Below are 24,077 nucleotides of genomic sequence, written 5' to 3'. Positions count from 1 at the left end.
CTGCAGACGCATCCGGCAGCGCGCATCTTGACGCTAATACTTCGGCGCCTTTTACTATTTGCGAATTTACGCTTAAGCGAATGAGCGAATCACCGAACTTCGACAAAATCCGGGGGAATCTGCGTGAGCGCGTTCAGCGCAGGTATGGGATTTCAATAGCTTAAGGCGCGCGAGGTGGGCAGTTCGGCCGAAGTCGTGTAGTTACACGTTATGATGTTTAAGACCCTATGAATGCGCCCAAACGTGCGATATCCTGCATGCCATGTTCACGCGCATCACCGAGAGCGGCGGGCGTCGCTATCTGCAGATTGTCGAGTCCTTCCGTAACGAGGCGGGCAAGCCCCGGCTGCGCGTCGTGGCCAATCTGGGGCGCGTGGACGGGATGAAGGATGGCCAGCTCGATGCGCTGATCCGGGGGCTCAGTCGCGCCGCGGGTCGGGTCGAGCCCGAGAAGGCCGAGATCACCTACGAGGCGGCGCGCAGCTATGGCGACGTCTTTGCCCTGCACGAGTTGTGGAAGGACCTTGGTTTCGATCATGCCCTCGGCCGTGCGCTGCGTTCCGGCAAGCGGAAAGTCGACGTGGAGGCGCTGGTCCGCGCCATGGTGTTCAATCGGTTGTGCGACCCCACAAGTAAGCTGGGCTGCCTGCGCTGGCTGGAAACGGTCGCCATGCCGGCGATGCCGGACACCGTCACCCATCAACACCTGCTCCGCGCCATGGATGCGTTGATGGATCACGCCGATACCGTCGAAGGCGCGCTTGCCAAACAGATCCGTCCGCTGGTCGATCGCGATCTGGCCGTGGTCTTCTATGACCTGACCACGGTGCGCATCCATGGCGACGGGGATGTCGCGGACGACCTTCGCGCTTTCGGGATGAACAAGGAAACCGGCGGCATCGCCCGGCAGTTCGTGTTGGGCGTGGTCCAGACCGCGGACGGCCTGCCGCTCATGCATACCGTTCACCCGGGCAACATCGGCGAGACGAAAACCCTGCAGGGCATGCTCAAGACAGTCTTGCAGCGCTTCCCCGTCCAGCGTGTCATCCTGGTGGCCGACCGCGGTCTGCTCAGCCTTGAAAACATCGACGAGCTGACCGCCCTGGCCGATCAGGACGACCGCAAGCTGGAATTCATCCTCGCGGTTCCCGCCCGTCGTTATGCCGATCTGGTCGAAACCTTCCAGGGCCTTGCTTTCGACGAGGACGGGTTGGCGGAAAGCAGCTTCGCCGGCCACCGCCTGATCGTCGCCCATGATCCCGTTCGAGCCGCCGACCAATCCGACCGGCGCCGCGCGCGCATCGCCGAGCTTGAAGCCCAGGCCGAAAAGATGGTCGCAAAGCTCGACGCGCAGGACGGCGGCCAGACCGCGCGAGGTCGCCGTGCCTCCGACCGGGGCGCCTATAGCCGCTTCACCCGCGCCGTCGCCGAGGCGGAAATGACGCGCTTCCTCAAGGCAGACCTGCAGGCCGACCGGTTCAGCTGGAGTGTTGACGAGGACGCCGTCGCGCGCGCGGAGCTCTTCGACGGCAAGCTCGCGCTCCTGACCAACGCCCCCGACTTGACGCCCGCCGAGACCGTTACCCGCTACACGTCGCTGGCCGATATCGAACGCGGCTTCCGCGTCCTGAAATCCGACATCGAGATCGCCCCGGTCCACCACCGGCTGCCCGACCGCATCCGCGCCCACGCGCTGATCTGCTTTCTCGCCCTCGTCCTCTACCGTGTCATGCGCATGCGGCTGAAGGCCAAAGGACATGACGCCAGCCCCCGCACCGCGCTCGACCTGCTCGCCCGCATCCACCGCCACGAAGCCCGGATCGCCGACCGCAAGTTCGATGGCCTCACCACCCCGACCCCCGAACAACTGGAGCTCTTCGACACCCTGAACCTGCCAAAACCCGCCTGACCACCTTCGCGTAGTTACATTTTGGCCAATCTCGCCATAACAATATCAATCACTTACGCGTTTTGCTGGTGAACTTGAGGAATCAAGCAGCAAATGGGGTGGCTTATGGGCGAGTTTCAAGAGCAGGTTGAGGCACTGGCCGCTCGTTCAAAGGCTGCGGCGCGTCAAGCTCTAACTGAAGAGGCCACAAAAACTGCCGTCATCCTCCCCTTTATTCAGAGCCTCGGCTTCGACGTTTTCAACCTTGAAGAAGTCGTGCCAGAGTTTGTGGCCGATGTCGGCATGAAGAAGGGCGAGAAAGTCGATTTTGTGATCAAGATCGACGGCAAGATTGCCATGCTGGTTGAAGCCAAACCGATCAACTGCAAGCTGGGCGACACCCAATTCAACCAGCTTTTTCGGTACTTTCATGTCACAGAGGCACGGCTAGCCATTCTCACAAACGGGAAAGAAGCATGGTTTTTCTCTGATACAGATGAACCAAACAAAATGGACAAGCGCCCATTCTTCACATTTGACTTCCAAAAACACGACAAATCTCAAATTCAAGAGCTTTCCCGATTCCACAAGAACTCATTTGCGATAGATTCAATTATAGAGGCAGCATCAAATCTAAAATATACGAAATTGGCGGCGGCATACCTCAAGCACCAACTCGAAGATCCCGACGATGAGTTCGTGCGGCTGGTTGGCCGCCAAATTCACGATGGCTCCATTACAAAGTCTGTCTCAGAGCAACTTAAACCATCGATACAAGCAGCCCTCGACGAGCTTATCCGCGACCGCATTCAAGACAAGCTTAGCATCACATTCCGTGATGAAGGTTCTAAAACCGCGGAAAAGCCTGCGTCCGGCGAGGTAGCGGCAGATTCTGAAATCGAGACCACGCAGGAAGAACGCGAAGGTTTCATGATCGTTCGCGCCATCGCAGCGAGAATTGCCCCCATCGAACGCATCACGATTAGGGATGCCAAAAGTTATTGTGCTATCCTTATGGACGACAACAACCGACGCCCGATATGTCGCCTGTACTTCAATTCATCCACAACAAAGAATATTGGCTTTTTCAACGCCGAGAAGGTGGAAACAAAAGTCCGGGTTGAGGGACCTGAGGATCTTTACAAGCACGCGGCGAAAATAGAAACGGTAGTGCAAGCGTACTTGAACGCGTGAGGCTATAGGCGCCGTGGAACCTATGAGGGGACGCATCGGCGGAAAATCGTATTACCCCAGCCCCGACATTGCCCCGCAACCAGGCACTTGGACCCGTTTGTCCAGACCTTAGCGATGGACTTCCGAACTTCGACAAAATCCGGGGGAATCTGCGTGAGCGCGTTCAGCGCAGGTATGGGATTTCAATAGCTTAAGGCGCGCGAGGTGGGCAGTTCGGCCGAAGTCGTGTAGTTACACGTTATGATGTTTAAGACCCTATGAATGCGCCCAAACGTGCGATATCCTGCATGCCATGTTCACGCGCATCACCGAGAGCGGCGGGCGTCGCTATCTGCAGATTGTCGAGTCCTTCCGTAACGAGGCGGGCAAGCCCCGGCTGCGCGTCGTGGCCAATCTGGGGCGCGTGGACGGGATGAAGGATGGCCAGCTCGATGCGCTGATCCGGGGGCTCAGTCGCGCCGCGGGTCGGGTCGAGCCCGAGAAGGCCGAGATCACCTACGAGGCGGCGCGCAGCTATGGCGACGTCTTTGCCCTGCACGAGTTGTGGAAGGACCTTGGTTTCGATCATGCCCTCGGCCGTGCGCTGCGTTCCGGCAAGCGGAAAGTCGACGTGGAGGCGCTGGTCCGCGCCATGGTGTTCAATCGGTTGTGCGACCCCACAAGCAAGCTGGGCTGCCTGCGCTGGCTGGAAACGGTCGCCATGCCGGCGATGCCGGACACCGTCACGCATCAACATCTGCTCCGCGCCATGGATGCGCTGATGGACCATGCCGAGCGGGTCGAGATGGAACTGGCCAGACAAATCCGTCCGCTGGTCGATCGGGACCTGGCCGTGGTCTTCTACGACCTGACCACGGTGCGCATCCATGGCGACGGAGAGGTTGACGACGACCTCCGCGCCTATGGCATGAACAAGGAAACCGGTGGCATCGCCCGGCAATTCGTGCTCGGCGTCGTGCAAACCGCCGACGGCCTGCCGCTCATGCACACGGTCCACCCCGGCAATGTCGGGGAGACGAAAACCCTGCAGGGCATGCTGCAGACGGTGTTGCAGCGGTTTCCCGTGCAGCGTGTCATCCTGGTCGCCGACCGTGGCCTGCTCAGCCTTGAAAACATCGACGAACTGACCGCCCTGGCCGATCAGGACGACCGCAAGCTGGAGTTCATCCTCGCCGTCCCCGCCCGTCGCTATGCCGATCTGGTCGAGACCTTTCGGGGCCTTGCCTTCGACGAAGGCGGCCTAGCGGAAAGCAATTTTGCCGGCCATCGCCTGATCGTCGCCCATGATCCCGTTCGAGCCGCCGACCAATCCGAACGACGTCGCGCCCGCATCGCCGAACTTGAAGCCCAGGCCGAAAAGATGGTCGCCAAGCTCGATGCGCAAGACGACGGCCAGACGGCGCGGGGCCGCCGCGCCTCCGACCGCGGCGCCTATAGCCGCTTCACGCGCGCCGTGGCCGAGGCCGAACTGACCCGGTTCCTCAAGGCAGACCTGCAGGCCGACCGGTTCAGCTACAGCATCGACGAAGACGCCGTCGCCCGAGCCGAACTCTTCGACGGCAAGCTCGCCCTGCTGACCAATGCCCCCGACCTGACGCCGACCGCAACCGTGACCCGCTACAAGTCGCTGGCCGATATCGAACGCGGCTTCCGCGTCCTGAAATCCGATATCGAGATCGCCCCCGTCCACCATCGGCTGCCCGACCGCATCCGCGCCCACGCGCTGATCTGCTTTCTCGCCCTCGTCCTCTACCGCGTCATGCGCATGCGGCTGAAGGCAAAAGGACATGACGCCAGCCCACGAACCGCCCTCGACATGCTCGCGCGCATCCACCGCCACGAAGCCCGGATCGCCGACCGAAAGCTCGACGGCCTCACCACCCCGACCCCCGAACAACTGGACCTCTTCGACACCCTGAACCTGCCAAAACCCGCCTGATCACCCTCGCGTAGTTACATTTTGGCCAATCTCGCCATAACGATATCAATCACTTACGCGTTTTACTGGTGAACTTGAGGGACTTCATCTCGCTCAACCTGCCCCGAAACACCCTCCCACGCGCCGGGCACCAGTGCGATACCCAGAACCCGGTCGGGGTTGGTGGGGGGCGGCATCTCTACCCCGTCCAGCTTTTCAAACCCGAACCGGGCATAGTACGGCGCATCGCCGACAAGCATCACCCGGCCATGGCCCAAATCCAGCGCCCGCTGGAGCGACTCCCGCATCAGGATCGCGCCCAGCCCCTCCCCCTGCCGTGTGGGGTGAACGGCGATGGGGCCCAGCAACAGGGCCTCATGTTGCCCGATCCGCACCGGCCAGAACCGGATCGCGGCGGCGAGGATCCCGTGGTCGTCGCGGGCGGTCAGGCACAGGCCCGCCACCGGCGCCACTCCGTCCCGCAAACGGTAGGACGACAGCGCCTCTCTCCCCGGCGCAAAGCACAGGTCGTAAAGCGCCTCGACTTCCCACCAGTCCTCGGCCGTTTCTTCTGCCAGCCGGATCACGCTGCCCCCGCTTAACTCTGGAAACGGCCCTAGCACGCGGGTATGTCGGGGGCAAATGTCTGAAAGGACCCCGATGTTCTACCGCCCCGCGAACGGGCACGGCCTGCCGCACAACCCTTTCAACGCCATCGTCACCCCCCGCCCCATCGGCTGGATCGCAACCCGCGGCGCCGATGGCCGGGACAACCTTGCCCCCTATTCCTTCTTCAATGCCGTGGCCTATACGCCACCCCAGGTGATGTTCGCCTCGACCTCGGCCAAGCCGGACCGCGACGGGACAAAGGACAGCGTGGCCAATATCCGCGACACCGGCGTCTTCTGCGTCAACATTGTGGAACATGGCGCCTGCGACGCGATGAACGTCACCTCTGGCCCGTGGCCGCGCGAGGTGGACGAGTTTCACCAAGCCGGGCTGGCGAAAGCCGACTGCGAAACCGTCGACTGCCCCCGGGTGGCCGGGGCACCGGCCAGCCTTGAATGCCGGATGACGCAAATCGTGGAGCTGGAGGGCACCTCCAATTTCCTGGTGCTGGGCGAGGTCACGGGAATTCATCTGCGCGACGACTGTCTTGTCGACGGGCGGTTCGACGTGACCCGCTTTCAACCGCTCGCCCGCATGGGTTACCGCGACTACACGGTTGTACGCGAGATCTTCGAACTCAAGCGCCCGGACGAGTGAATAGGCGATATTCACTCCTGCGGCCTTGCTGAGGCTTTCCTTCTGCGCACGAGGCCCCGATAAGGGGGCCGCATGCCATTTCAAACAAAGGGGCGGATGACATGGAACGGATGATTGCGGTGATCGGGGGCTCCGGCGTCTACGACATCGACGGACTGGAAGATGCGACATGGCAGGCGGTGGAGAGCCCTTGGGGCACACCGTCTGACGAGATCCTGACCGGCACACTGGACGGTGTGAAGATGGCCTTTCTGCCCCGCCACGGACGCGGCCATGTGCATTCGCCCTCGACCGTGCCCTACCGGGCCAATATCGACGCGCTGAAGCGTCTGGGGGCAACCGATGTCGTGTCGGTGTCGGCCTGCGGGTCGTTCCGCGAGGATTTCGCACCGGGCGAATTCGTCGTGGTTGACCAGTTCATCGACCGGACTTTCGCCCGCGAGAAGAGCTTTTTCGGCACCGGCTGCGTGGCCCATGTCAGCGTCGCCCATCCCACCTGCGGGCGGCTGTCGGCCGCCTGTCTTCAGGCCTCTCGCGATGAGGGGATCACCGTCCATGACGGCGGCACCTACCTGGCGATGGAAGGCCCCCAATTCTCGACCCTCGCCGAATCCAAGCTCTACCGGGAGAACTGGGGCTGCGACGTGATCGGCATGACCAACATGCCCGAAGCCAAGCTCGCCCGCGAGGCGGAGCTTTGTTATGCCTCCATCGCCATGGTCACCGATTTCGACTGCTGGCATCCCGACCATGACGCCGTCGATGTGGGCGACATCGTCAAGACACTGATGGGCAACGCCGAAAAGGCCCGCGCGATGGTAACCCGGCTGCCGAAACTTCTGGGTGAGCACAAAGCCTGTGAAAAGGGCTGCGACCGGGCATTGGACTATGCCATCCTGACCGCGCCGGAAAAGCGCGACCCCGCGCTGGTGGGCAAGCTGAGTGCCGTTGCGGGCCGCGTTCTGAACGCCTGACCCTGGCCGCCTTACTCTGACGGGAGCAAGGGTCAGCCCTTGTTCCCGTTTTCTTTCATGAATTTCCGGATGAAGGCGCGAATTTCCCGCGCCGCGCTTGTGTCAAGTTCCTTGCACAGCCGGACGAAGTCGTCGCGCTCGTCCTTGTCGAGCCGCAGAACGAGTTGGCTGTCCTTCTTGCCACTCTTCTTCCCCATATCTGCCGCACCTTCCGCCATTTCTTGACTTTTGCCTATGCACTGTATATACATATCTCATTAACCACAACACGTTAACAGTTAGCAATAACGACAAAAAAGGGAACTATGCCATGAATCTTCATACTGCACAGTCGCTGCTGCTTCGCGACCGGATGGATTGGCGGAAGCCGCACCTGAAGTGGATGTCCGACAGTTTCTACCGCTACTTCGCCACCTGGAAAAAATGACCTCCGCCCCGCGCTTGCGGCAAAGCAGGCCCTTGCGCGGGGACCCCTGATCGGCCAAACCGGGGCGCGAAAATTCTGCAAGGGGCCCCGAAGATGGCGAACAGCAACAGCGTCAAGGACTATATCCGAACCATCGTCGACTTCCCGCATGAAGGGATCATGTTCCGCGACGTGACCACGCTGTTTGCCGACCCGCGCGGGTTCCGCATGGCCATCGACCAGATGCTTCACCCCTATGCCGGCGCTCAGATCGACAAGGTCGTGGGGCTTGAGGCGCGCGGCTTCATCCTTGGCGGGGCCATTGCACACCAATTGTCCCGGGGTTTCGTGCCCGTGCGCAAGAAGGGCAAGCTGCCCGCCGCCACCATCGCCGAGGAATACCAGCTGGAATACGGCGAGGCGATCGTCGAGATCCACGACGATGCCCTTGCACCGGGGGAGAAGGTCCTGATCGTGGACGACCTGTTGGCCACCGGCGGCACTGCCGAGGCGGGGATCAAGCTGTGCGAACGTCTTGGGGCCGAGGTCGTCGGATGCGTCTTCGTTGTCGACCTGCCGGACCTCGGCGGCCGCCGCCGGCTGGAAGCAATGGGCATGGATGTCCACGCGCTTTGCGAATATTCGGGCCACTGACCGAAAGGGCGGGCCACCCCCGGCCCGCCCCTCCGTCGTGGGACGTGCGTCTCAGTCGGGTGACCGAAGCACAGCCCCCGGGTTCATAATCCCCGCAGGGTCGAGGGCCGACTTGATCGCCCGCATGGCCGCCAGTTTCGCCGGATCAGAATACCACTCCAGATCGTCGACCTTCAGGCGCCCCACCCCGTGTTCGGCGCTGACCGACCCGCCAAGGTCGTGCACCAGATCGTGGACGCAGCGCTTGATGTCCCCACGCAGGTGATCGTGGTCGGCGCGCGTTTCCCCCGGCATCGGGAAGACGTTGTAGTGCAGGTTCCCGTCGCCCACATGCCCGAAGCAGTTGATCCGGAACCGGCCGAGCTTTGCCAGCGCCGGGCCGCCACGTTCGATGAATTCAGGGATCGCCGAGAGCGGCACCGAGATGTCGTGCGAGGAGATCGAGCCGATCTTGCGATTGGCCAGCGGGATGCTCTCGCGCACGGCCCAGAACTCCGCCCTCTGCCCCTCTGACCGGGCGATGAGACCGTCGCTGACAAGACCGGCCTCGCTTGCCGCAACGAACAGGGTTTCAAGCGCCTCGGACGGGTCCTGACCGGCCCCAAGCCCGACATCGATCAGGACCATCCATTCTGGCGCCTGCCCGAATGGCAGGCGGACCTGCGGCAGGGTTTCGGCCAGAAAGTCCAGCCCCATCCGGTGCATCAACTCAAACGCCGACACGCCCTCGCCGATCTGCGCCCCGGCCAAGGCCAGCAGGTCCAAGGCCGCCGCAGGATCGGTCACCACCATCAGCGCCGAACCGGTTTGAACCGGACGCGGGACCAGTTTCAGCGCCGCCGCTGTTATGATGCCCAGTGTGCCCTCTGCCCCGATCAGAAGGTGGCGCAGATCATAGCCGGTGTTGTCCTTCCGCAGCCGTTTCAATCCGTTCAGGATCGTTCCGTCCGGCAGCACGGCCTCGACACCAAGACACAGATCCCGCGCATTGCCATAGCGCAGCACATTCACCCCGCCGGCGTTGGTCGACAAAAGCCCGCCGATCCGCGCCGACCCTTCCGACGCCAGCGACAACGGGAACAGCCGCCCGGCGTTCTCTGCGGCCCCCTGCACCTCGGCCAGAATGGCACCGGCCTCGGCAACGATCACATTCTCGGTCGGATAAACCGCCCGGATCGCCCGCATCCGTTCCAGCGTCACGATGACCGGGGCGGGGCCATCGGGCATGACTTGCCCACCGACCAGCCCCGTGCCGCCGCCATAGGGCACGATCCCGACCCGCGCCGCGGCGCAGGCGCGCACGATCTCTGCCACCTCTGCCGTGCTCGAGGGGGCCAGCAACAGGCCCCCCCGCCCCACATAGCGGCCACGCGGTTCCTCCAGATAGGCCGGTGCCAGTTCCCGGAATACATGGTCGGGCAATCGGCCACGCAGGTCCGCGGCAAAGGCGTCGGTAACCGGGTTCAGCATGGGCAGTCCTTTCCCCCTTGGTGAAGCACGGCGCCGGTCGCCACGCAAGTCACCATGGGTCGACCAAGGGGGACGGTTCAAGCACGATGACCGTCGGGCGTTGGGGCAGCGTGCGGAGCGAAACCTCTATGGACGTGATCCCGGGGCGATGCACCTCAAACTCCTCCGAGATACCCGCCAGGAACCGGTCAAGGGAGTAGGTACCGAACCAGTGCATCGGGATCACGATGGAGCTTTTCAGCCGCGTCAGAACCTTGATCATGGTCGGCAAATCCAGCGTCATCCCGCCATCGACCGGCGCCATCACGACGTCCAGCCGCCCGAGCGAGGCATACTGCATCTCGTCCGGTTCGTGATGCAGGTGGCCCAGGTGACCGATACACAGCCCCGCCACCTCGAACACGAAGATCGAGTTGCCGTTCTGGCGCACCCGTGATCTGTCATACCCCCGGACATCGGTCGGCACGTTGCGGATCAGCATCTCTCCGAGGTCGAGATAGTGGTCGGCGGCCTTCCCGTTGCGCGCCCAGCCTTCCAGAACATAAGCGATATCGGGGTCGGGAAACACGGTGTAGTGCGTCTCATGGGCGTTGTTCATCGTGACAACATCGGGGATCAGGGTGGTTGCCCCCAGCATACCGGTATAGTCGGTCGCCACCGTCAGACCGCCGGCGGTCTCGATCAGGAAGGTGGCGTGCTCGATATAATTGATCCGCACCGTATAGGCGTCGGGAAAGGGCATGCGAAACCCTGCAAGCTGCACGAACTCCATCGCTGGATCAGCCTCGGCAATCGCGATGCAATGGCTTGGGCGACGCTCTTGGGCCAAGGCCGGCGTGACGCACAGGACAGCCGTAACGACAATCAGCAAACGCAGCATTTGTGATTCCCTCCCCTGACGGAAAGGATACGACACAACCTGTACCTGTCACGGGATTTCCGGCGTGGGGCGGAATGACCCGCGGCCCCCACAAATGACAGACGCCTGCGGTTGCTGGGGTCACGAGGCGCCCCTTGCAGGCGCGCGCGCCCTCGCGCAAGGTTCAAGCCCGGACAGAACCCAAACGATGGCGGAGCGTACCTTGTCCAGAACGATCTACATCCTGAACGGCCCGAACCTCAATCTCCTCGGTCAGCGACAGCCAGAGATCTATGGCTACGACACGCTCGACGACGTCCGGCAGAGATGCGCACAGCTGGCCGAGGGAAAGGGGTTCTCGGTCGACCTGTTCCAGTCCAACCACGAAGGGGTGATCATCGACACGATCCACGAGGCCCGGTCCGCCGCCTGCGGTATCGTCATCAACCCCGGCGCCTTCACCCACACCTCGGTGGCGATCCTCGATGCGCTCAACACCTTCGAGGGGCCGGTGATCGAATGCCATATCTCGAACGTCCATAAGCGCGAGGCATTCCGGCATCATTCCTATGTCTCGCTCCGCGCCGATGGCGTTTTGGCGGGGTTCGGTGTGGAAGGCTACGAACTTGCGGTGCGGCGGATTTGTTCGGTGGTTTCCGCGGGCGGTTGACCATCGAGTTCTCACGACGTTTTTGCACCGCCGACGTGACCGACACCGAATGGCTTGTCAGCGTCCTGGCCGATTCCAGCAGGTCAGGTTAACGCGTCTTGGCCAGAAGACACCAAGGGACGTCGGGCTGTTTCGGCGTCCATTCGACGGCCAAGCCGCGCGAGACCATGTCGCGTTCCAGTGGAATCCACTGATTTGATGGCAACAACCGTCGAATGTCAGCAACCACGCGTCCCGAGAATGAGTCCTCCTCTACATCGTCGAGTCTGACGATGGTGCCTTCCGGGTAGAGGCGCGTAAGCTGTCTCCGGGCATCTTCGGCCCAGATGCGCTCTTCCTCACAGGCCACGCGCCTGAGTTCCGGCGCGTCGATCCCCCGCTCACGAACCGAATAGCGTGCGACCAGACCTGGCCAGAGGTTGATTTCAACCTCGATCGTGTCGCCATCGATGACGCGCACCACCCGGCCCGTATATTGCGGGAATTTGTCGAACGCAGTCTGGGCCGCGGATGACCCCGCTGCACCAAAGAAAGCAAGGCCGCACAGAAGCGCGGCCTTTCCCAAAACTGACGTGACGCGTCGTCCGGTCACTCGATGATTTTCGACACGACGCCGGCGCCGACGGTGCGCCCGCCTTCGCGGATGGCGAAGCGCAGCTTCTCTTCCATGGCGATCGGCGCGATCAGTTCCACCGTGAACGACACGTTGTCGCCCGGCATCACCATCTCGGTGCCCTCGGCCAGCTGAACCGTGCCGGTCACGTCCGTCGTGCGGAAGTAGAACTGCGGGCGGTAGTTGGCGAAGAACGGCGTGTGGCGCCCGCCCTCTTCCTTGGTCAGGATGTAGGCTTCGGCCTCGAACTTGGTGTGCGGCGTCACCGAGCCGGGCTTGCAGAGCACCTGGCCGCGTTCCACCTGCTCGCGGTCGATACCGCGCAGCAGCGCGCCGATGTTGTCGCCGGCTTCACCGCGATCCAGGAGCTTGCGGAACATTTCCACGCCCGTGCAGGTCGTCTTCTGGGTGTCCTTGATGCCGACGATCTCGATCTCGTCGCCCACATTGATCACGCCGCGCTCCACCCGGCCGGTCACAACCGTGCCGCGGCCGGAGATCGAGAACACGTCCTCGATCGGCATCAGGAAGGGCTGGTCCACGGGACGTTCCGGCGTCGGGATGTACTCATCCACGGCGGCCATCAGTTCCTTGATCTTCTCCTCGCCGATCTCGGGGTTGTTGCCCTCCATCGCGGCCAGCGCCGAGCCCGCGACGATCGGGATATCGTCGCCGGGGAAGTCGTAGCTGTCCAGAAGCTCGCGCACTTCCATCTCGACCAGTTCCAGCAGTTCCTCGTCATCGACCTGGTCGACCTTGTTGAGGAACACCACCAGCGCGGGCACGCCCACCTGGCGGGCCAGCAGGATGTGCTCGCGCGTCTGGGGCATCGGGCCGTCGGCCGCGTTCACCACCAGAATCGCGCCGTCCATCTGCGCCGCACCGGTGATCATGTTCTTGACGTAGTCGGCGTGGCCGGGGCAATCCACGTGCGCGTAGTGACGGTTCTCGGTCTCGTATTCCACATGCGCGGTGGAAATCGTGATCCCGCGGGCCTTCTCTTCCGGCGCGCCGTCGATCTGGTCATAGGCCTTGAACTCGCCGAAATACTTCGTGATCGCCGCCGTCAGCGTCGTCTTGCCGTGGTCAACGTGGCCGATCGTGCCGATGTTCACGTGCGGTTTCGTCCGTTCAAACTTTGCCTTCGCCATGGTGGGGCGCCTCATCGATTAGGGGGCCGGACCGGGCCCGATTCAACATCGGGCGCTCTCTAGTCCGCGGACGGAAATAAATCAAGCGTCAGTTGAGGCTTGCCGGTCGCGGCGCGGGACGCGATGTGGCCGTTTCGGCGGCAGGGCCCGTGGCTGATGCCGGATCATAGCCCAACCACTCTTCCCGGTTCTCGACAAGCCAGGCCTCGATCTGGCGCGCCGCATTCGCGGCAAGGTCGCGCATCTGCTGGTCCTTGCTCATCGTCAGGCCGGAGCCCAAAAGCATCTCGCCCGACAAACTCTCCCAGATCGTGATCTGCTTGACTTCGGTGTTCAGCTTCTTGCCGGCAGCATCGTCCCAGACATTGGCCGAGATGACGAGGATCGACTTGGGCGAGGCGATCACCGGAATCCCCGGCACGGCCAGCGAGTAGCCATCGATATTCACGCCCAGATGGTACAGCTTGTCGCCCTGATAGCGGCGGAACTGCTTGTCGATGGCTTCGGTCAGTACCGTCTTCCACTCTTCGGCGCTGGCATCGCGGCTGGGGGGCACCTTCTCCATGTTCTTAGACACCACGATGTTATGGCCGAGCCGGAAATTCCCGAGATCCTGCGGGGGCGACAACTCCTGGTTCCGGGCCGCGCAGCCGGCCACAAACGCCATGCTGGCCAGAAGCAGTACAGGACGGATCAGGCACGACAGCCGATGCATGGGCTCCCCCAGGATGAAGCGGTTCGCACCCGGAATAGTGCAACCGCCAAGACGGTGCAACGACGCCCGTCAGGTGAACCGGTTGTCCCGCGGGAAGCCCCGCGGGGCCATACGGCCCGTGCCGGCCCGCTTGCCCAGCCATTCGGCAAGATCGGTTTCGGTGCGCCGGCGTCCGGCAGGGTCAAGCCAGGACAGGCCGTCTGCCAAGGTGAACGTCGCTGCATCCGACAGGCCCCCGTCCTTGTATTTCTGAAGGCGCACGCCCTTGCCGCGCGTCATCTCGGGCAATTCCGACAGGGGGAACACCAGCACCTTGCGGTTTTCACCCACGCAGGCGACATGGTCGCCCGAAACCGGTTTGCAGACCCGGGCCACCGTACCGTCCCGGACGTTCAGCACCTGCTTGCCCGCGCGCGTCTGGGCCAGAACCTCATCGCTGGCAACAAGGAAGCCGTCGCCCGCGCTGGACGCGACAAGCAGTTTCTCGCCCGGGCGATACACCCGCAGGGTGACGATGTCGCAATCATTCGGCAGATCGACCATCAGGCGCACCGGTTCGCCCATGCCACGCCCGCCGGGCAGTTGCGTGACCGGCAGCGTGTAAAACCGCCCGTTCGCCCCGAACAGCAAGACCTTGTCGGTGGTCTCCGCATGCAGCAGGTAGCGGCCTTCATCACCGTCCTTGAATTTCAGGGAAGTGCCGGGGTCGATATGTCCCTTCATCGCCCGCACCCAGCCCATTTTCGAGCAGACCACCGTCACCGGCTCCCGCTCGATCATCGCTTCCAGCGGAACCTCTTCGACCTCGGCTGCCTCGGCCAGGCGCGTGCGGCGGGCGCCGCCCGGCGCTTTCCGGCCGAATGCCTCGCGCACCTCGCGCAACTCCTCCGAAATCCGCGTCCACTGGACGGTTTCGTTTTCCAGCAGGTCTTCCAGCGCGGCGCGCTCCTCAAGCAGCTTGTCGCGCTCTGCGGTCAGTTCCATTTCTTCAAGGCGGCGGAGCGAACGCAAGCGCATGTTCAGGATCGCCTCGACCTGAACCTCGGTCAGCTGGCCCTCCCCCTCGGCCGGCAGGGGCGAGACATAATCCCGTTCAGACGCCGCCCGCACATGACCTTTCGACCAGTCCTCGGCCATCAGGGCGGCCTTGGGGTCGTCGTCATAACGAATGATGTCGATCACCCGGTCGAGGTTGAGAAAGGCGATCAGCAGCCCTTCCAGAACCTCAAGTCGGTGGTCGATCTTCTCCAACCGGTGCTGGCTGCGCCGGAGCAGCACCTCGCGCCGGTGATCCAGGAAGGCGCGCAGAACCTCCTTGAGGCTGCAGACCTTCGGCGTGCGCCCGTCGATCAGCACGTTCATGTTCAGGCTGAACCGCACCTCCAGATCGGAATTGCGGAACAGCGTGTTCATCAGAACCTCCGGATCGACATTCTTCGACCGGGGTTCAAGGATCAGGCGGATATCCTCGGCGCTTTCGTCGCGTACATCCGCAAGGATCGGGATCTTCTTGGTCTGGATCAGGTCCGCAATCCGCTCGATCAACTTGGATTTCTGCACCTGATAGGGGGTTTCCGTGACCACCACCTGCCATGTGCCGCGCCCCAGATCCTCCACCTGCCAATAGGCGCGCAGCCGGAAACTGCCCCGGCCGGTGCGATAGGCCTGCGCGATATTCTCGGGCGGCTCCACGATCACGCCGCCGGTCGGGAAATCCGGGCCGGGAATATAGTTCAATAGCGTGTCGTCGCGGGCGTCGGGCGTCTTGATCAGGTGCAGGCAGGCGCCGACCAGTTCGTCGATATTGTGCGGCGGGATGTTCGTGGCCATGCCGACGGCGATGCCGGAGGACCCATTCGCCAACAGATTCGGAAACGCGGCCGGTAGAACGACAGGTTCTTCAAGCGTGCCGTCGTAATTGGGGCGGAAATCGACCGCGTTCTCGGCCAGCCCCTCCATCAGCGCCTCGGCCGCCGCGGTCAGGCGGGCCTCGGTGTAACGGCTGGCGGCGGGGTTGTCGCCGTCGATATTGCCGAAATTCCCCTGCCCGTCGACCAGCGGGTAGCGGACGTTGAACTCCTGCGCCAGCCGCGCCATCGCGTCATAGATCGCGGCGTCGCCATGGGGGTGATAGTTGCCCATCACATCGCCGGAAATCTTCGCCGACTTCCGGAACCCGCCCGACGACGAGAGCCGCAACTCTCGCATCGCGTAGAGGATCCGCCGGTGTACCGGTTTCAGCCCGTCCCGCGCATCCGGCAGCGCCCGGTCCATGATCGTGGAGAGCGCATAGGTCAGATACCGCTCTCCGATTGCACGGCGCAGCGGTTCGGCCAGGGGGGCATTCATCTTGGGGTCATCTGTGGCATCGGCCATGGATGTTGTGTAGAACGGCCGTGATACGCGGTCCAGAGGCGAGTGGTTAACAGATGGCGCAAAGATCGGTTCTGATCACGGGGTGTTCCTCTGGCATCGGCTATGATGCGGCCCATGCATTGCACGCCCGCGGATGGCGCGTCTTTGCCACCTGCCGGCAGGTGGCCGACTGCGACAGGCTGCGCGGTGAGGGGCTGGAGAGCTTCGTGCTCGACTATGCCGACGAGGCAAGCATTGCGGCCGCCGTCGATGAAACCCTGACCCGAACCGGTGGCACGCTGGATGCGCTTTACAACAACGGGGCCTTCGGTTGCCCCGGCGCGGTAGAGGATTTGCCGCGTGGTGCATTGCGAGAGATCTTCGAGACGAATCTCTTCGGCGTCCATGACCTGACGAACCGCGTGATCCCCACCATGCGGGCACAGGGGCATGGCCGGATCGTCAACTGCTCCTCGGTTCTGGGGTTTGTCGCTGGCAAATGGCGCGGCGCCTATGTGTCCACCAAATATGCGCTGGAAGGGCTGACCGATACGCTCCGGATCGAGATGCGCGATACGGCAATCAAGATCATCCTGATTGAGCCCGGCCCGGTGACATCAAGCATTCGTCAAAAGGCAATTCCGCATTTCGAGCGCTGGGTCGACTGGGAAAACAGCGCACGGGCCGACCAGTACCGGACCTCTCTGCTGAAACGGCTTTACGATGATCGCGGGCCCGATCCGTTCGAATTGCCGGCCTCTGCGGTCAGCCGAAAACTGATTCATGCGCTGGAATCGCCCACGCCGCGCGCCCGCTACTATGTCACCACGCCGACCTACCTGATGGGCTTTGCCCGACGGGTGTTCCCGACCGCCGCGCTGGACTGGCTGATCAACAAGAACTGACTCCCCGTATCGCCTTTCGCCGCCTGCCCCCTATGTCGAGGCGTCGGGTACGGAAACACCGACCCGAACGACACAGTCACAGATACAGATACAGATACAGATACAGATACAGATACAGATACAGATACAGGGAGGCCAACGATGCCCGAGCAGAGCAACATCTACACCAGAACAGGCGACCACGGCGAAACCGCGCTTGGCGACGGCACCCGGCTGCCCAAGGATGACCCCCGGATCCGTGCCTATGGGGCCGTGGACGAAGCCAACGCCGCCCTGGGGCTGGCCCGGCTTCAGGCATCGGGCGACATGGATGCGCGCCTTGGCGTCGTTCAGAACGACCTGTTCGATGTGGGCGCCGACCTGCACAAGGACATTGGCGACGACAACGCGCCGATGCGAATCTCTGCCGCGCAGGTGACCCGGCTGGAATCGGAAATCGACGCGATGGAGGCGACCCTGCCGCCGCTGACGCAATTCATCCTGCCCGGCGGCACGCCGCTGGCCGCCCATATGCACATGGCACGCACGCTTGTGCGCCGTGCCGAACGCCTGACCCGAAAGCTTGCCACCGACGACCACGTGAACCCTGAGGTCATGTCTTATCTCAACCGCCTGTCAGACTGGCTTTTCGTGGCCGCCCGCACCGCCAATGACGGGGGCAAGGCCGACGTGCTTTGGACCCCCGGCGAAAAGCGCCAATAGGAGCGCGCAACAATCGAAAAGGCTGCGACGCGACGCGGAAACTTCCTGTCGTGTCGATTTTGGCCTGTTGTCCGCGTTTCAGAGTCGCTAACAGGTGGCGGAATGACTGTCCTGCCCCGACATCCGGGGCGCTAGCCATGGAGACGCACGCCGATGAAGGTCCTCGTACCCGTCAAACGCGTGATCGACTACAACGTGAAGGTCCGCGTGAAGGCGGACGGCACCGGCGTCGATCTCGCCAACATCAAGATGTCGATGAACCCCTTTGACGAGATCGCCGTGGAAGAGGCGATCCGGCTGAAGGAAAAAGGCCAGGCCGACGAGATCGTCGCGGTCTCTATCGGCGTGAAGCAGGCACAGGAAACGCTGCGCACCGCGCTGGCGATGGGGGCCGACCGCGCCATCCTGATCGTCGCCGCCGAGGATGTGCATGACGATATCGAACCCTTGGCGGTCGCCAAGCTGCTGAAGGCCGTCGTGGACGCCGAACAGCCGGGCCTTGTTCTGGCCGGCAAACAGGCGATCGACAACGACATGAACGCGACGGGCCAGATGCTGGCCGCGCTTCTGGGCTGGAGCCAGGCCACCTTTGCCTCGAAGGTCGAGATCGAGGGCGACAGCGCAAGCGTGACGCGCGAAGTCGACGGCGGCCTGCAGACCATCAAGGTGAAGATGCCCGCCATCATCACCGTGGACCTGCGCCTGAACGAACCGCGCTATGCGTCGCTGCCCAACATCATGAAGGCGAAGAAGAAGCCGCTGGAGGAAAAGACCCCCGCCGATTACGGCGTGGACGTCACGCCGCGGCTTGAGATCCTGAAAACAGCCGAGCCGCGCGAGCGTCAGGCCGGGGTCAAGGTCGCCTCGGTCGACGAGTTGATCGCCAAGCTGAAAGACGAAGCGGGGGTGCTGTAAGATGGCCGTTCTTCTTCTTGCCGAAGTCACCGGCGGTGAACTGCAACTGGATGCCACCGCCAAGGCCGTGAACGCCGCCAAACCGCTGGGTGACATCACCGCGCTGTGTGTCGGCGCCCATGCCAAGGCCGCAGGCGAAGCTGCCGCCAAGATCGACGGCGTGGCCAAGGTTCTGGTGGCCGAGGATGCCATCTACAACCACCGTCTGGCCGAACCGACCGCAGATCTGATCGTCTCGCTGGCCGGCGACTACGACCACATCGTCGCCCCGGCCACGACGGATGCCAAGAACATCATGCCGCGCGTCGCCGCGCTTCTGGATGTGATGGTGATCTCCGAGATCGTGGGCGTGGTCGATGCCGACACGTTCGACCGGCCGATCTATGCCGGCAACGCGATCCAGACGGTGAAGTCGAGAGACCCGAAAAAGGTCATCACCATCCGCACCTCGACCTTCGAGGCTGCTGGCGAAGGCGATGCCGCCCCCGTCGCGGACGCGGCCACCGCCGCCAATCCGGGCATGTCCGAATGGGTGTCCGACACCGCCGCCGAAAGCGACCGACCGGAACTGACCTCGGCCGGGGTGATCGTGTCGGGCGGGCGCGGCGTGGGGTCGGAAGACGACTTCAAGCTGATCGAACAACTGGCCGACAAGCTGGGCGCTGCCGTCGGGGCCTCGCGCGCCGCGGTCGACTCGGGCTTTGCGCCCAATGACTGGCAGGTGGGCCAGACCGGCAAGGTCGTCGCGCCCGAGCTTTACATCGCCGTCGGCATTTCCGGCGCGATCCAGCACCTTGCGGGCATGAAGGACAGCAAGGTCATCGTCGCCATCAACAAGGACGAGGAAGCCCCGATCTTTCAGGTCGCCGATTACGGGCTGGTGGCCGATCTGTTCGACGCGGTGCCGGAACTGGTCGAAAAGCTCTGACCGGGACGCACCCTTGGGAACACGAAAGGCCCGCGCATCGTCGCGGGCCTTTTTCTATCGGGCGGCCGCCATCAGGTCTTCTACCACCGGGGCAAGGGCCGCGGCGATCTCCTCGTGCACGGCCGGACCGGGCAGCGCCGCGGCCGCCGGTTCATCCATTTCGCTGTGGACCATGCCGGCCGTGCCCTGCGAAAGCGCGGGCTCGCTCGGCTCGACCTCCACCACCCGGCTGAAATAGGGGCGGACGGAGTCGATCATGTGCGGGGTGATGAACAGCGGATCGTCGCCCAGATCGTCGTCGGGCCCGGCATGTTCCGGCGGCCTCGACGAAAACCGCAGCAGGACCTTTTCACCGGGGATGCCCGCCGCCAACCCGCGCATGCGCGCCTGCCACGCCATCTGCAACTCTGCCACGACCATTTCGAAGGCGGGTTGCGAGGTATCTCTCAGCGTCGACAACAGATGGCGCGTGAAATTGTATTCGGCAAAGTCGATGCTCGGGAACAGGGCCTTCATCATGGATGAGGCCCGGAGGAACCGATCGTTTCGCCGGGGGTGAACCACATAGAAGCGGTTCGACATGTTGTGCGCGCCCAGCGCCTGAATGACGGCCACCCGGGCCCCGGCCAACAGATCGACCACCGAAGCATCATTGGCGAAGACATCGAGGCCGCCATTGACGCAGCCCAGATTGACCACCGGGGTGCCGGTCCGCTCTTCCACAAGGGCCGGGAAGGGTTTGGGGATGAACTTCCCATATGTCTCGGTCCCGCCGACGACGGCGCAGTAGGGCTTGTCGACGTCCTGACGCGGCCCCCGGAAAAGCAGCCTTGAATTACCGTATCGGCACGGGAAGTAGGCCAAGGTCCCGGCGCCCGGTTGCTGGAAGCTCATATCCGCCCGCTCGCATAATTCGACTCACCTGTCGCGAGAGTGTCGGGCCCGGGTTTCGAAGTCGCTAAGGTTCGGATTTTATCCATCCACAGCCCCTTGCGCGACCGCAGCACACCGCCTTAAGGTCCCCGCGAACATGGCGGGGACGGGCAATGGATATCAAGACGGTTGGGATTGTCGGCGCAGGTCAGATGGGCAACGGGATCGCCCATGTTTTTGCCCTTGCGGGATATGAGGTCACGCTGAACGACCTGTCGGCCGACGCGCTGAGCCGCGCCCTGTCGGAGATCGACAAGAACCTTTCGCGGCAGGCCAGCCGCGGCAAGATCTCCGAAGAGGAGAAGACAGCCGCGCTTGCCCGGATCTCGACCACGACGGTGCTGACCGATATCGGCCCGTCCGACCTGATCGTCGAGGCCGCGACCGAACGGGAAACCGTGAAGACCGCGATCTTCGAAGACCTTCAGCCCCATCTGAAGCCCAACACGATCCTGACCTCGAACACCTCGTCGATCTCGATCACGCGGCTGGCCAGCCGGACCGACCGTCCCGAAAAGTTCATGGGCCTGCATTTCATGAACCCGGTTCCGGTGATGCAGCTTGTTGAACTGATACGCGGCATCGCGACCGATGAGGACACGTACAAGACAATGCTCGCGCTGGTCGAAAAGATCGGCAAGACCGCGGCGTCGGCAGAGGATTTCCCGGCCTTCATCGTCAACCGGATCCTGATGCCGATGATCAACGAGGCGGTTTATACGCTTTATGAGGGCGTGGGAAATGTCCGCTCCATCGACGAGTCGATGAAGCTTGGCGCGAACCATCCGATGGGGCCGCTGGAACTGGCCGATTTCATCGGGCTGGATACATGCCTTGCCATCATGAACGTGCTGCATGACGGGCTGGCCGACACCAAGTACCGGCCTTGCCCGCTGCTGACGAAATATGTCGAGGCCGGATGGCTCGGCCGCAAGACCCAGCGCGGTTTCTACGACTATCGCGGGGAAACGCCGGTTCCCACCCGGTAAGCCGGGACTTCGTCACCGGTCAAACGAAGACGGGCGCCATCGACAGGCGCCCGTTCGTGTTTTGAAAGCGCAGGCTCAGCGGCGGCGCAGAACCGCTATGCCGCCCAGCGCCGACAGCAGAAGCGGCAGACCGGCGGGAAGCGGCACGGCCGGGGCTGCCGGCGCGATTTCGAAAGCGATGAACAGGCTTTCCTGATAGCGCGGGTTGAAGTTGTTGTCCGCGGCAAGGACAAGGCTGAGATTGCCGTTGGCCAGCGTGTGACCGAAGGACATCGCCTCAAGATTGTCGTTGTCGATGCCCATGAACGGGTCGGTGATGGTCAGCAGGACCTCCCGGCTCATCGGCACGACGTCCTCTCCGTCCAGCGCCGCCAGATCGAGGATGTTGGTGCTGTCGTCCAGAATCTCGGAATAGGTGATCGTCACGGTGTTGCCGACGCCGCTGGCATAGGACCGCTCCAGCGCGAGGAACCCATCGCCATACGCCAGAAGCTCGACCAGACCGGGCGCACCGGCGTCACCGTCCAGCGGGATCGCCGGCAGGGCATAGGCATATTGGGCAACCGCTTCCCCAAGGATGGGGTCGATTTCGGCAATGCGCACAAAGCTGCCCTCATCCGCGGTCGATGTCGCGCCATCGGGGATCAGCGCTTCCTCGTTACCGACGAAGATGGTGCCGTCGGCATCCACCGCCATCGCCTCGAAAAGCTTGTTGTCGCGGGCGCCATCGGTGGCGTTGTCGACATAGCGATAGACATCCGGATAGGCGAGATCGCGCACATACTCTCCATCGGTGGTGTATTCGCGCACGAAGGGCTGCACCAGCGCGTCCGGATCGGTGCTGAAATTGCCTTCGCTGGAAATGTAGAGGTTGCCATTGGGCGCAAGGCGGATCGCCTCGGGGTCGACCGTCGGCGCATCGGTGGGCAGCGGCGAGCCGTCCGTGTCCGTCAGCGCCGTCTGGCTGAGGATTGTCACGCCGTTGAACCCGCCCAGGTCATAGTCGAGGTCAAGAGTGTAGAAGCGCGGCGCACGGCCGGCATCGCCCCGGTCGTCCGACAGGGCGTAGAACGTCCCGTCTTCGGCCATCTGAAGGCCCGAAATACCGCCGAATTCGACACCTTCGAACTCGGTGCCATCCGGGACAACGGTCGAACCCAGCAGGTTCAGCGTAATCGGTGCCGCATTGGCCGAGAAGGCCGAAAGAACCAGAGCAGCCGCGCTTGCGGTCAGTCGGAGTGCCATGTTTGGAATCCCCCAAGAGTGAACAGACCGTTTCCGCATACGCAACCGGCGTAACAGAAATGCTGTGCTCCTGTGACGGGACGATGGCCGTGCGTCGCGTCAGGCGACAAGACCCAGCGTGCGGTCCCGCAGCCAGGCGACGAAGCCGCGCGGGTTGCCCGCCCAGCGTTCGATTTCCGCCCGCTCGATCGGGGTTCCCACGACGGGGGCTTGCGGCCGGTTCAGCGCGTGCACGACCTCATGCAGCAACAGGCCCTGCCGCAACGTCGACGACACCTGGTTGGCGATCTGGTACCACCGGGAATTCTCCCCCGTGAACCGGATCGGCACCACGACAGCGCCGGAGCGCTGGATCATCTTGGCGGTGAAGGGGTTCCATTCAGCCTCGATTGCCGGGCCGAACATGGTCGCAGACGCCGCGACCGACCCGGACGGGAACAGAACGATCACGCCGCCATCGCTCAGATGCTCCATCGCCCGGCGCCGCATCTCAAGGTTCTGCTCCAGCGCATCTTCCTCATGCGGGAAAGGCACCGGGATCATGAATTCCTCGATCTCGCCCACACCGGTCAGAAGCGAGCGGGTGAGAATCTTGTAGTCGGTGCGCACCCGGCCGATCAACTCGGCCAGCACCATCCCGTCCACCAAGCCGTGCGGATGGTTTGCCACCACGATGACCGGGCCGGTCCGCGGGATCCGGGCCAGTTGCGACTCGGGCGTCCGCAGATCGATGCCCATCACGTCCAGCGCCTGTTTCCAGAACGCCTGCCCGTCCGGCACCCCCATCGCCTCGAACTTCCGGATCAGCCGCAACAGGCGCAGCTTGCCGGTCATGAGTTCCATGGTCTTGATCAGGCGCACCTGAACCGGGTTCGAAAACGTGGTCGAATAGGACAGGCGCCGGGCATCATAGGCACGGCCATCCAGCTTCTTGCCGTCGCCCTGCCCCAGAAAACGCGGGCGCGGCTGCACGAGCACGGGATTGATATTGGTGCTGTCGACCACGCTTCGCGCTCCTCGGGTCGGTTCGTCTACATCTCTTCCCCGAAACGGTCCCCGACCAGTTGCGTCAGGGCGTCGGCAAGCCGTTCGGCCTCGGGGCCGGAGGTTTTGACCTCAATAGTGGTTCCCTTCGAGGCTGCCAACATCAAAAGCCCCATGATCGAGTCGCCCGAGGTGCTCACACCGTCGCGGCTCACTTCGGCGGTGGCGTCATGGTCCTCGACGCATTCCACGAACTTGGCTGACGCGCGGGCATGCAGCCCCTTCTCGTTCACGATTTCAAGCTTGCGCGTCACCGCGTGGCCCATGCGAAACTCCTTGTTCA

At 63.1% G+C, this 24,077-nt stretch carries 24 protein-coding genes; 12 read left to right on the top strand and 12 right to left on the bottom strand.

The features are described from left to right. Positions 1 to 262: 262 nt before the first annotated feature. The 3 genes from RGUI_RS13765 to RGUI_RS13755 all read left to right on the top strand — a co-directional run bounded on the left by RGUI_RS13765 (position 263) and on the right by RGUI_RS13755 (position 5,021). Complete coding sequence (locus tag RGUI_RS13765; RefSeq protein WP_081533821.1) at positions 263 to 1,909, top strand: IS1634 family transposase; 1,647 nt, start codon at positions 263 to 265, stop codon at positions 1,907 to 1,909. 105 nt (positions 1,910 to 2,014) lie between these two features. After that, the gene (locus tag RGUI_RS13760) at positions 2,015 to 3,082 is read left to right on the top strand and encodes a type I restriction endonuclease (RefSeq protein WP_081536095.1); all 1,068 of its coding nucleotides are present in this window, start codon (positions 2,015 to 2,017) and stop codon (positions 3,080 to 3,082) included. Positions 3,083 to 3,374: 292 nt separating this feature from the next. After that, entirely contained in the window at positions 3,375 to 5,021 is a 1,647-nt protein-coding gene (locus RGUI_RS13755; protein ID WP_081532493.1) for an IS1634 family transposase, read from the top strand. 62 nt (positions 5,022 to 5,083) lie between these two features. Here RGUI_RS13755 and RGUI_RS13750 read toward each other — a convergent pair whose 3' ends face one another. Further along, positions 5,084 to 5,587, bottom strand: a complete 504-nt coding sequence (locus tag RGUI_RS13750) for a GNAT family N-acetyltransferase (protein ID WP_081533820.1) — start codon at positions 5,585 to 5,587, stop codon at positions 5,084 to 5,086. A gap of 73 nt (positions 5,588 to 5,660) precedes the next feature. On the opposite strand from RGUI_RS13750, the gene RGUI_RS13745 reads away from it, so the two are divergent. Together RGUI_RS13745 and RGUI_RS13740 are read left to right on the top strand one after the other, a co-directional pair. Then, entirely contained in the window at positions 5,661 to 6,266 is a 606-nt protein-coding gene (locus RGUI_RS13745; RefSeq protein WP_172841218.1) for a flavin reductase family protein, read from the top strand. A 101-nt stretch (positions 6,267 to 6,367) separates the two neighbouring features. Beyond that, positions 6,368 to 7,240, top strand: a complete 873-nt coding sequence (locus tag RGUI_RS13740) for an S-methyl-5'-thioadenosine phosphorylase (protein ID WP_081533818.1) — start codon at positions 6,368 to 6,370, stop codon at positions 7,238 to 7,240. A 32-nt stretch (positions 7,241 to 7,272) separates the two neighbouring features. Here RGUI_RS13740 and RGUI_RS21735 read toward each other — a convergent pair whose 3' ends face one another. Continuing rightward, complete coding sequence (locus RGUI_RS21735; RefSeq protein WP_253798423.1) at positions 7,273 to 7,437, bottom strand: hypothetical protein; 165 nt, start codon at positions 7,435 to 7,437, stop codon at positions 7,273 to 7,275. 323 nt (positions 7,438 to 7,760) lie between these two features. Here RGUI_RS21735 and RGUI_RS13730 point away from each other — a divergent pair, with 323 nt between their 5' ends. Next, complete coding sequence (locus tag RGUI_RS13730) at positions 7,761 to 8,300, top strand: adenine phosphoribosyltransferase (protein ID WP_081533816.1); 540 nt, start codon at positions 7,761 to 7,763, stop codon at positions 8,298 to 8,300. A 51-nt stretch (positions 8,301 to 8,351) separates the two neighbouring features. On the opposite strand, the gene RGUI_RS13725 is transcribed toward RGUI_RS13730, so the two are convergent. Both RGUI_RS13725 and RGUI_RS13720 read right to left on the bottom strand, forming a co-directional pair. After that, a complete protein-coding gene (locus RGUI_RS13725) occupies positions 8,352 to 9,770 on the bottom strand; it encodes an FAD-binding oxidoreductase (RefSeq protein ID WP_081533815.1) in 1,419 nt (472 codons plus the stop codon). 49 nt (positions 9,771 to 9,819) lie between these two features. Beyond that, the gene (locus tag RGUI_RS13720) at positions 9,820 to 10,650 is read right to left on the bottom strand and encodes an MBL fold metallo-hydrolase (protein ID WP_081533814.1); all 831 of its coding nucleotides are present in this window, start codon (positions 10,648 to 10,650) and stop codon (positions 9,820 to 9,822) included. A 202-nt stretch (positions 10,651 to 10,852) separates the two neighbouring features. Between RGUI_RS13720 and aroQ the strand changes: the two genes are divergently transcribed. After that, entirely contained in the window at positions 10,853 to 11,299 is a 447-nt protein-coding gene (gene aroQ, locus RGUI_RS13715; RefSeq protein ID WP_081536094.1) for a type II 3-dehydroquinate dehydratase, read from the top strand. An 88-nt stretch (positions 11,300 to 11,387) separates the two neighbouring features. Here the strand turns inward: aroQ and RGUI_RS13710 are convergent, their stop codons facing one another. From RGUI_RS13710 to RGUI_RS13695, 4 genes are all read right to left on the bottom strand, one after another. Then, positions 11,388 to 11,891 carry a thermonuclease family protein gene (locus RGUI_RS13710; RefSeq protein ID WP_156882971.1) on the bottom strand — a complete coding sequence of 168 codons (504 nt, stop codon included), beginning with the start codon at positions 11,889 to 11,891 and terminating at the stop codon, positions 11,388 to 11,390. Then, positions 11,888 to 13,063, bottom strand: a complete 1,176-nt coding sequence (gene tuf, locus RGUI_RS13705) for an elongation factor Tu (RefSeq protein ID WP_081532260.1) — start codon at positions 13,061 to 13,063, stop codon at positions 11,888 to 11,890. Before tuf ends, RGUI_RS13710 begins: the two co-directional genes overlap by 4 nt. Before the next feature lie 88 nt (positions 13,064 to 13,151). Next, positions 13,152 to 13,778, bottom strand: coding sequence for a hypothetical protein (locus RGUI_RS13700; RefSeq protein WP_081533812.1), 627 nt, complete (start codon positions 13,776 to 13,778; stop codon positions 13,152 to 13,154). 69 nt (positions 13,779 to 13,847) lie between these two features. After that, positions 13,848 to 16,154: a DNA topoisomerase IV subunit A gene (locus RGUI_RS13695; RefSeq protein WP_081533811.1), complete on the bottom strand. Its 2,307-nt coding sequence runs from the start codon at positions 16,152 to 16,154 to the stop codon at positions 13,848 to 13,850. A gap of 53 nt (positions 16,155 to 16,207) precedes the next feature. Between RGUI_RS13695 and RGUI_RS13690 the strand changes: the two genes are divergently transcribed. From RGUI_RS13690 to RGUI_RS13675, 4 genes are all read left to right on the top strand, one after another. Continuing rightward, positions 16,208 to 17,038: an SDR family NAD(P)-dependent oxidoreductase gene (locus tag RGUI_RS13690; protein WP_081533810.1), complete on the top strand. Its 831-nt coding sequence runs from the start codon at positions 16,208 to 16,210 to the stop codon at positions 17,036 to 17,038. A 141-nt stretch (positions 17,039 to 17,179) separates the two neighbouring features. Then, on the top strand, positions 17,180 to 17,740 hold the full coding sequence (locus RGUI_RS13685; protein ID WP_081533809.1) for a cob(I)yrinic acid a,c-diamide adenosyltransferase: 561 nt from the start codon (positions 17,180 to 17,182) through the stop codon (positions 17,738 to 17,740). Between the two features lie 153 nt (positions 17,741 to 17,893). Then, complete coding sequence (locus RGUI_RS13680) at positions 17,894 to 18,655, top strand: electron transfer flavoprotein subunit beta/FixA family protein (protein WP_081533808.1); 762 nt, start codon at positions 17,894 to 17,896, stop codon at positions 18,653 to 18,655. Position 18,656: 1 nt separating this feature from the next. Further along, entirely contained in the window at positions 18,657 to 19,583 is a 927-nt protein-coding gene (locus RGUI_RS13675; RefSeq protein WP_081533806.1) for an electron transfer flavoprotein subunit alpha/FixB family protein, read from the top strand. A gap of 54 nt (positions 19,584 to 19,637) precedes the next feature. Here RGUI_RS13675 and RGUI_RS13670 read toward each other — a convergent pair whose 3' ends face one another. Beyond that, on the bottom strand, positions 19,638 to 20,477 hold the full coding sequence (locus RGUI_RS13670; RefSeq protein ID WP_081533805.1) for a DUF6473 family protein: 840 nt from the start codon (positions 20,475 to 20,477) through the stop codon (positions 19,638 to 19,640). 152 nt (positions 20,478 to 20,629) lie between these two features. On the opposite strand from RGUI_RS13670, the gene RGUI_RS13665 reads away from it, so the two are divergent. Beyond that, positions 20,630 to 21,505 carry a 3-hydroxybutyryl-CoA dehydrogenase gene (locus RGUI_RS13665; protein ID WP_081533804.1) on the top strand — a complete coding sequence of 292 codons (876 nt, stop codon included), beginning with the start codon at positions 20,630 to 20,632 and terminating at the stop codon, positions 21,503 to 21,505. Between the two features lie 75 nt (positions 21,506 to 21,580). On the opposite strand, the gene RGUI_RS13660 is transcribed toward RGUI_RS13665, so the two are convergent. From RGUI_RS13660 to RGUI_RS13650, 3 genes are all read right to left on the bottom strand, one after another. After that, positions 21,581 to 22,750, bottom strand: coding sequence for an esterase-like activity of phytase family protein (locus tag RGUI_RS13660; RefSeq protein WP_081533803.1), 1,170 nt, complete (start codon positions 22,748 to 22,750; stop codon positions 21,581 to 21,583). A gap of 99 nt (positions 22,751 to 22,849) precedes the next feature. Continuing rightward, the gene (locus RGUI_RS13655; protein WP_081536093.1) at positions 22,850 to 23,722 is read right to left on the bottom strand and encodes a lysophospholipid acyltransferase family protein; all 873 of its coding nucleotides are present in this window, start codon (positions 23,720 to 23,722) and stop codon (positions 22,850 to 22,852) included. A gap of 59 nt (positions 23,723 to 23,781) precedes the next feature. Next, positions 23,782 to 24,060 carry an HPr family phosphocarrier protein gene (locus RGUI_RS13650; RefSeq protein WP_081533802.1) on the bottom strand — a complete coding sequence of 93 codons (279 nt, stop codon included), beginning with the start codon at positions 24,058 to 24,060 and terminating at the stop codon, positions 23,782 to 23,784. Between the last annotated feature and the right edge of the window lie 17 nt (positions 24,061 to 24,077).

The sequence above is a fragment of the Rhodovulum sp. P5 genome, from assembly GCF_002079305.1.
GTDB lineage: Bacteria > Pseudomonadota > Alphaproteobacteria > Rhodobacterales > Rhodobacteraceae > Rhodovulum.
Note: the sequence above shows the minus strand (reverse complement) of the source record. Positions and strands in the feature narration are given on the sequence as shown.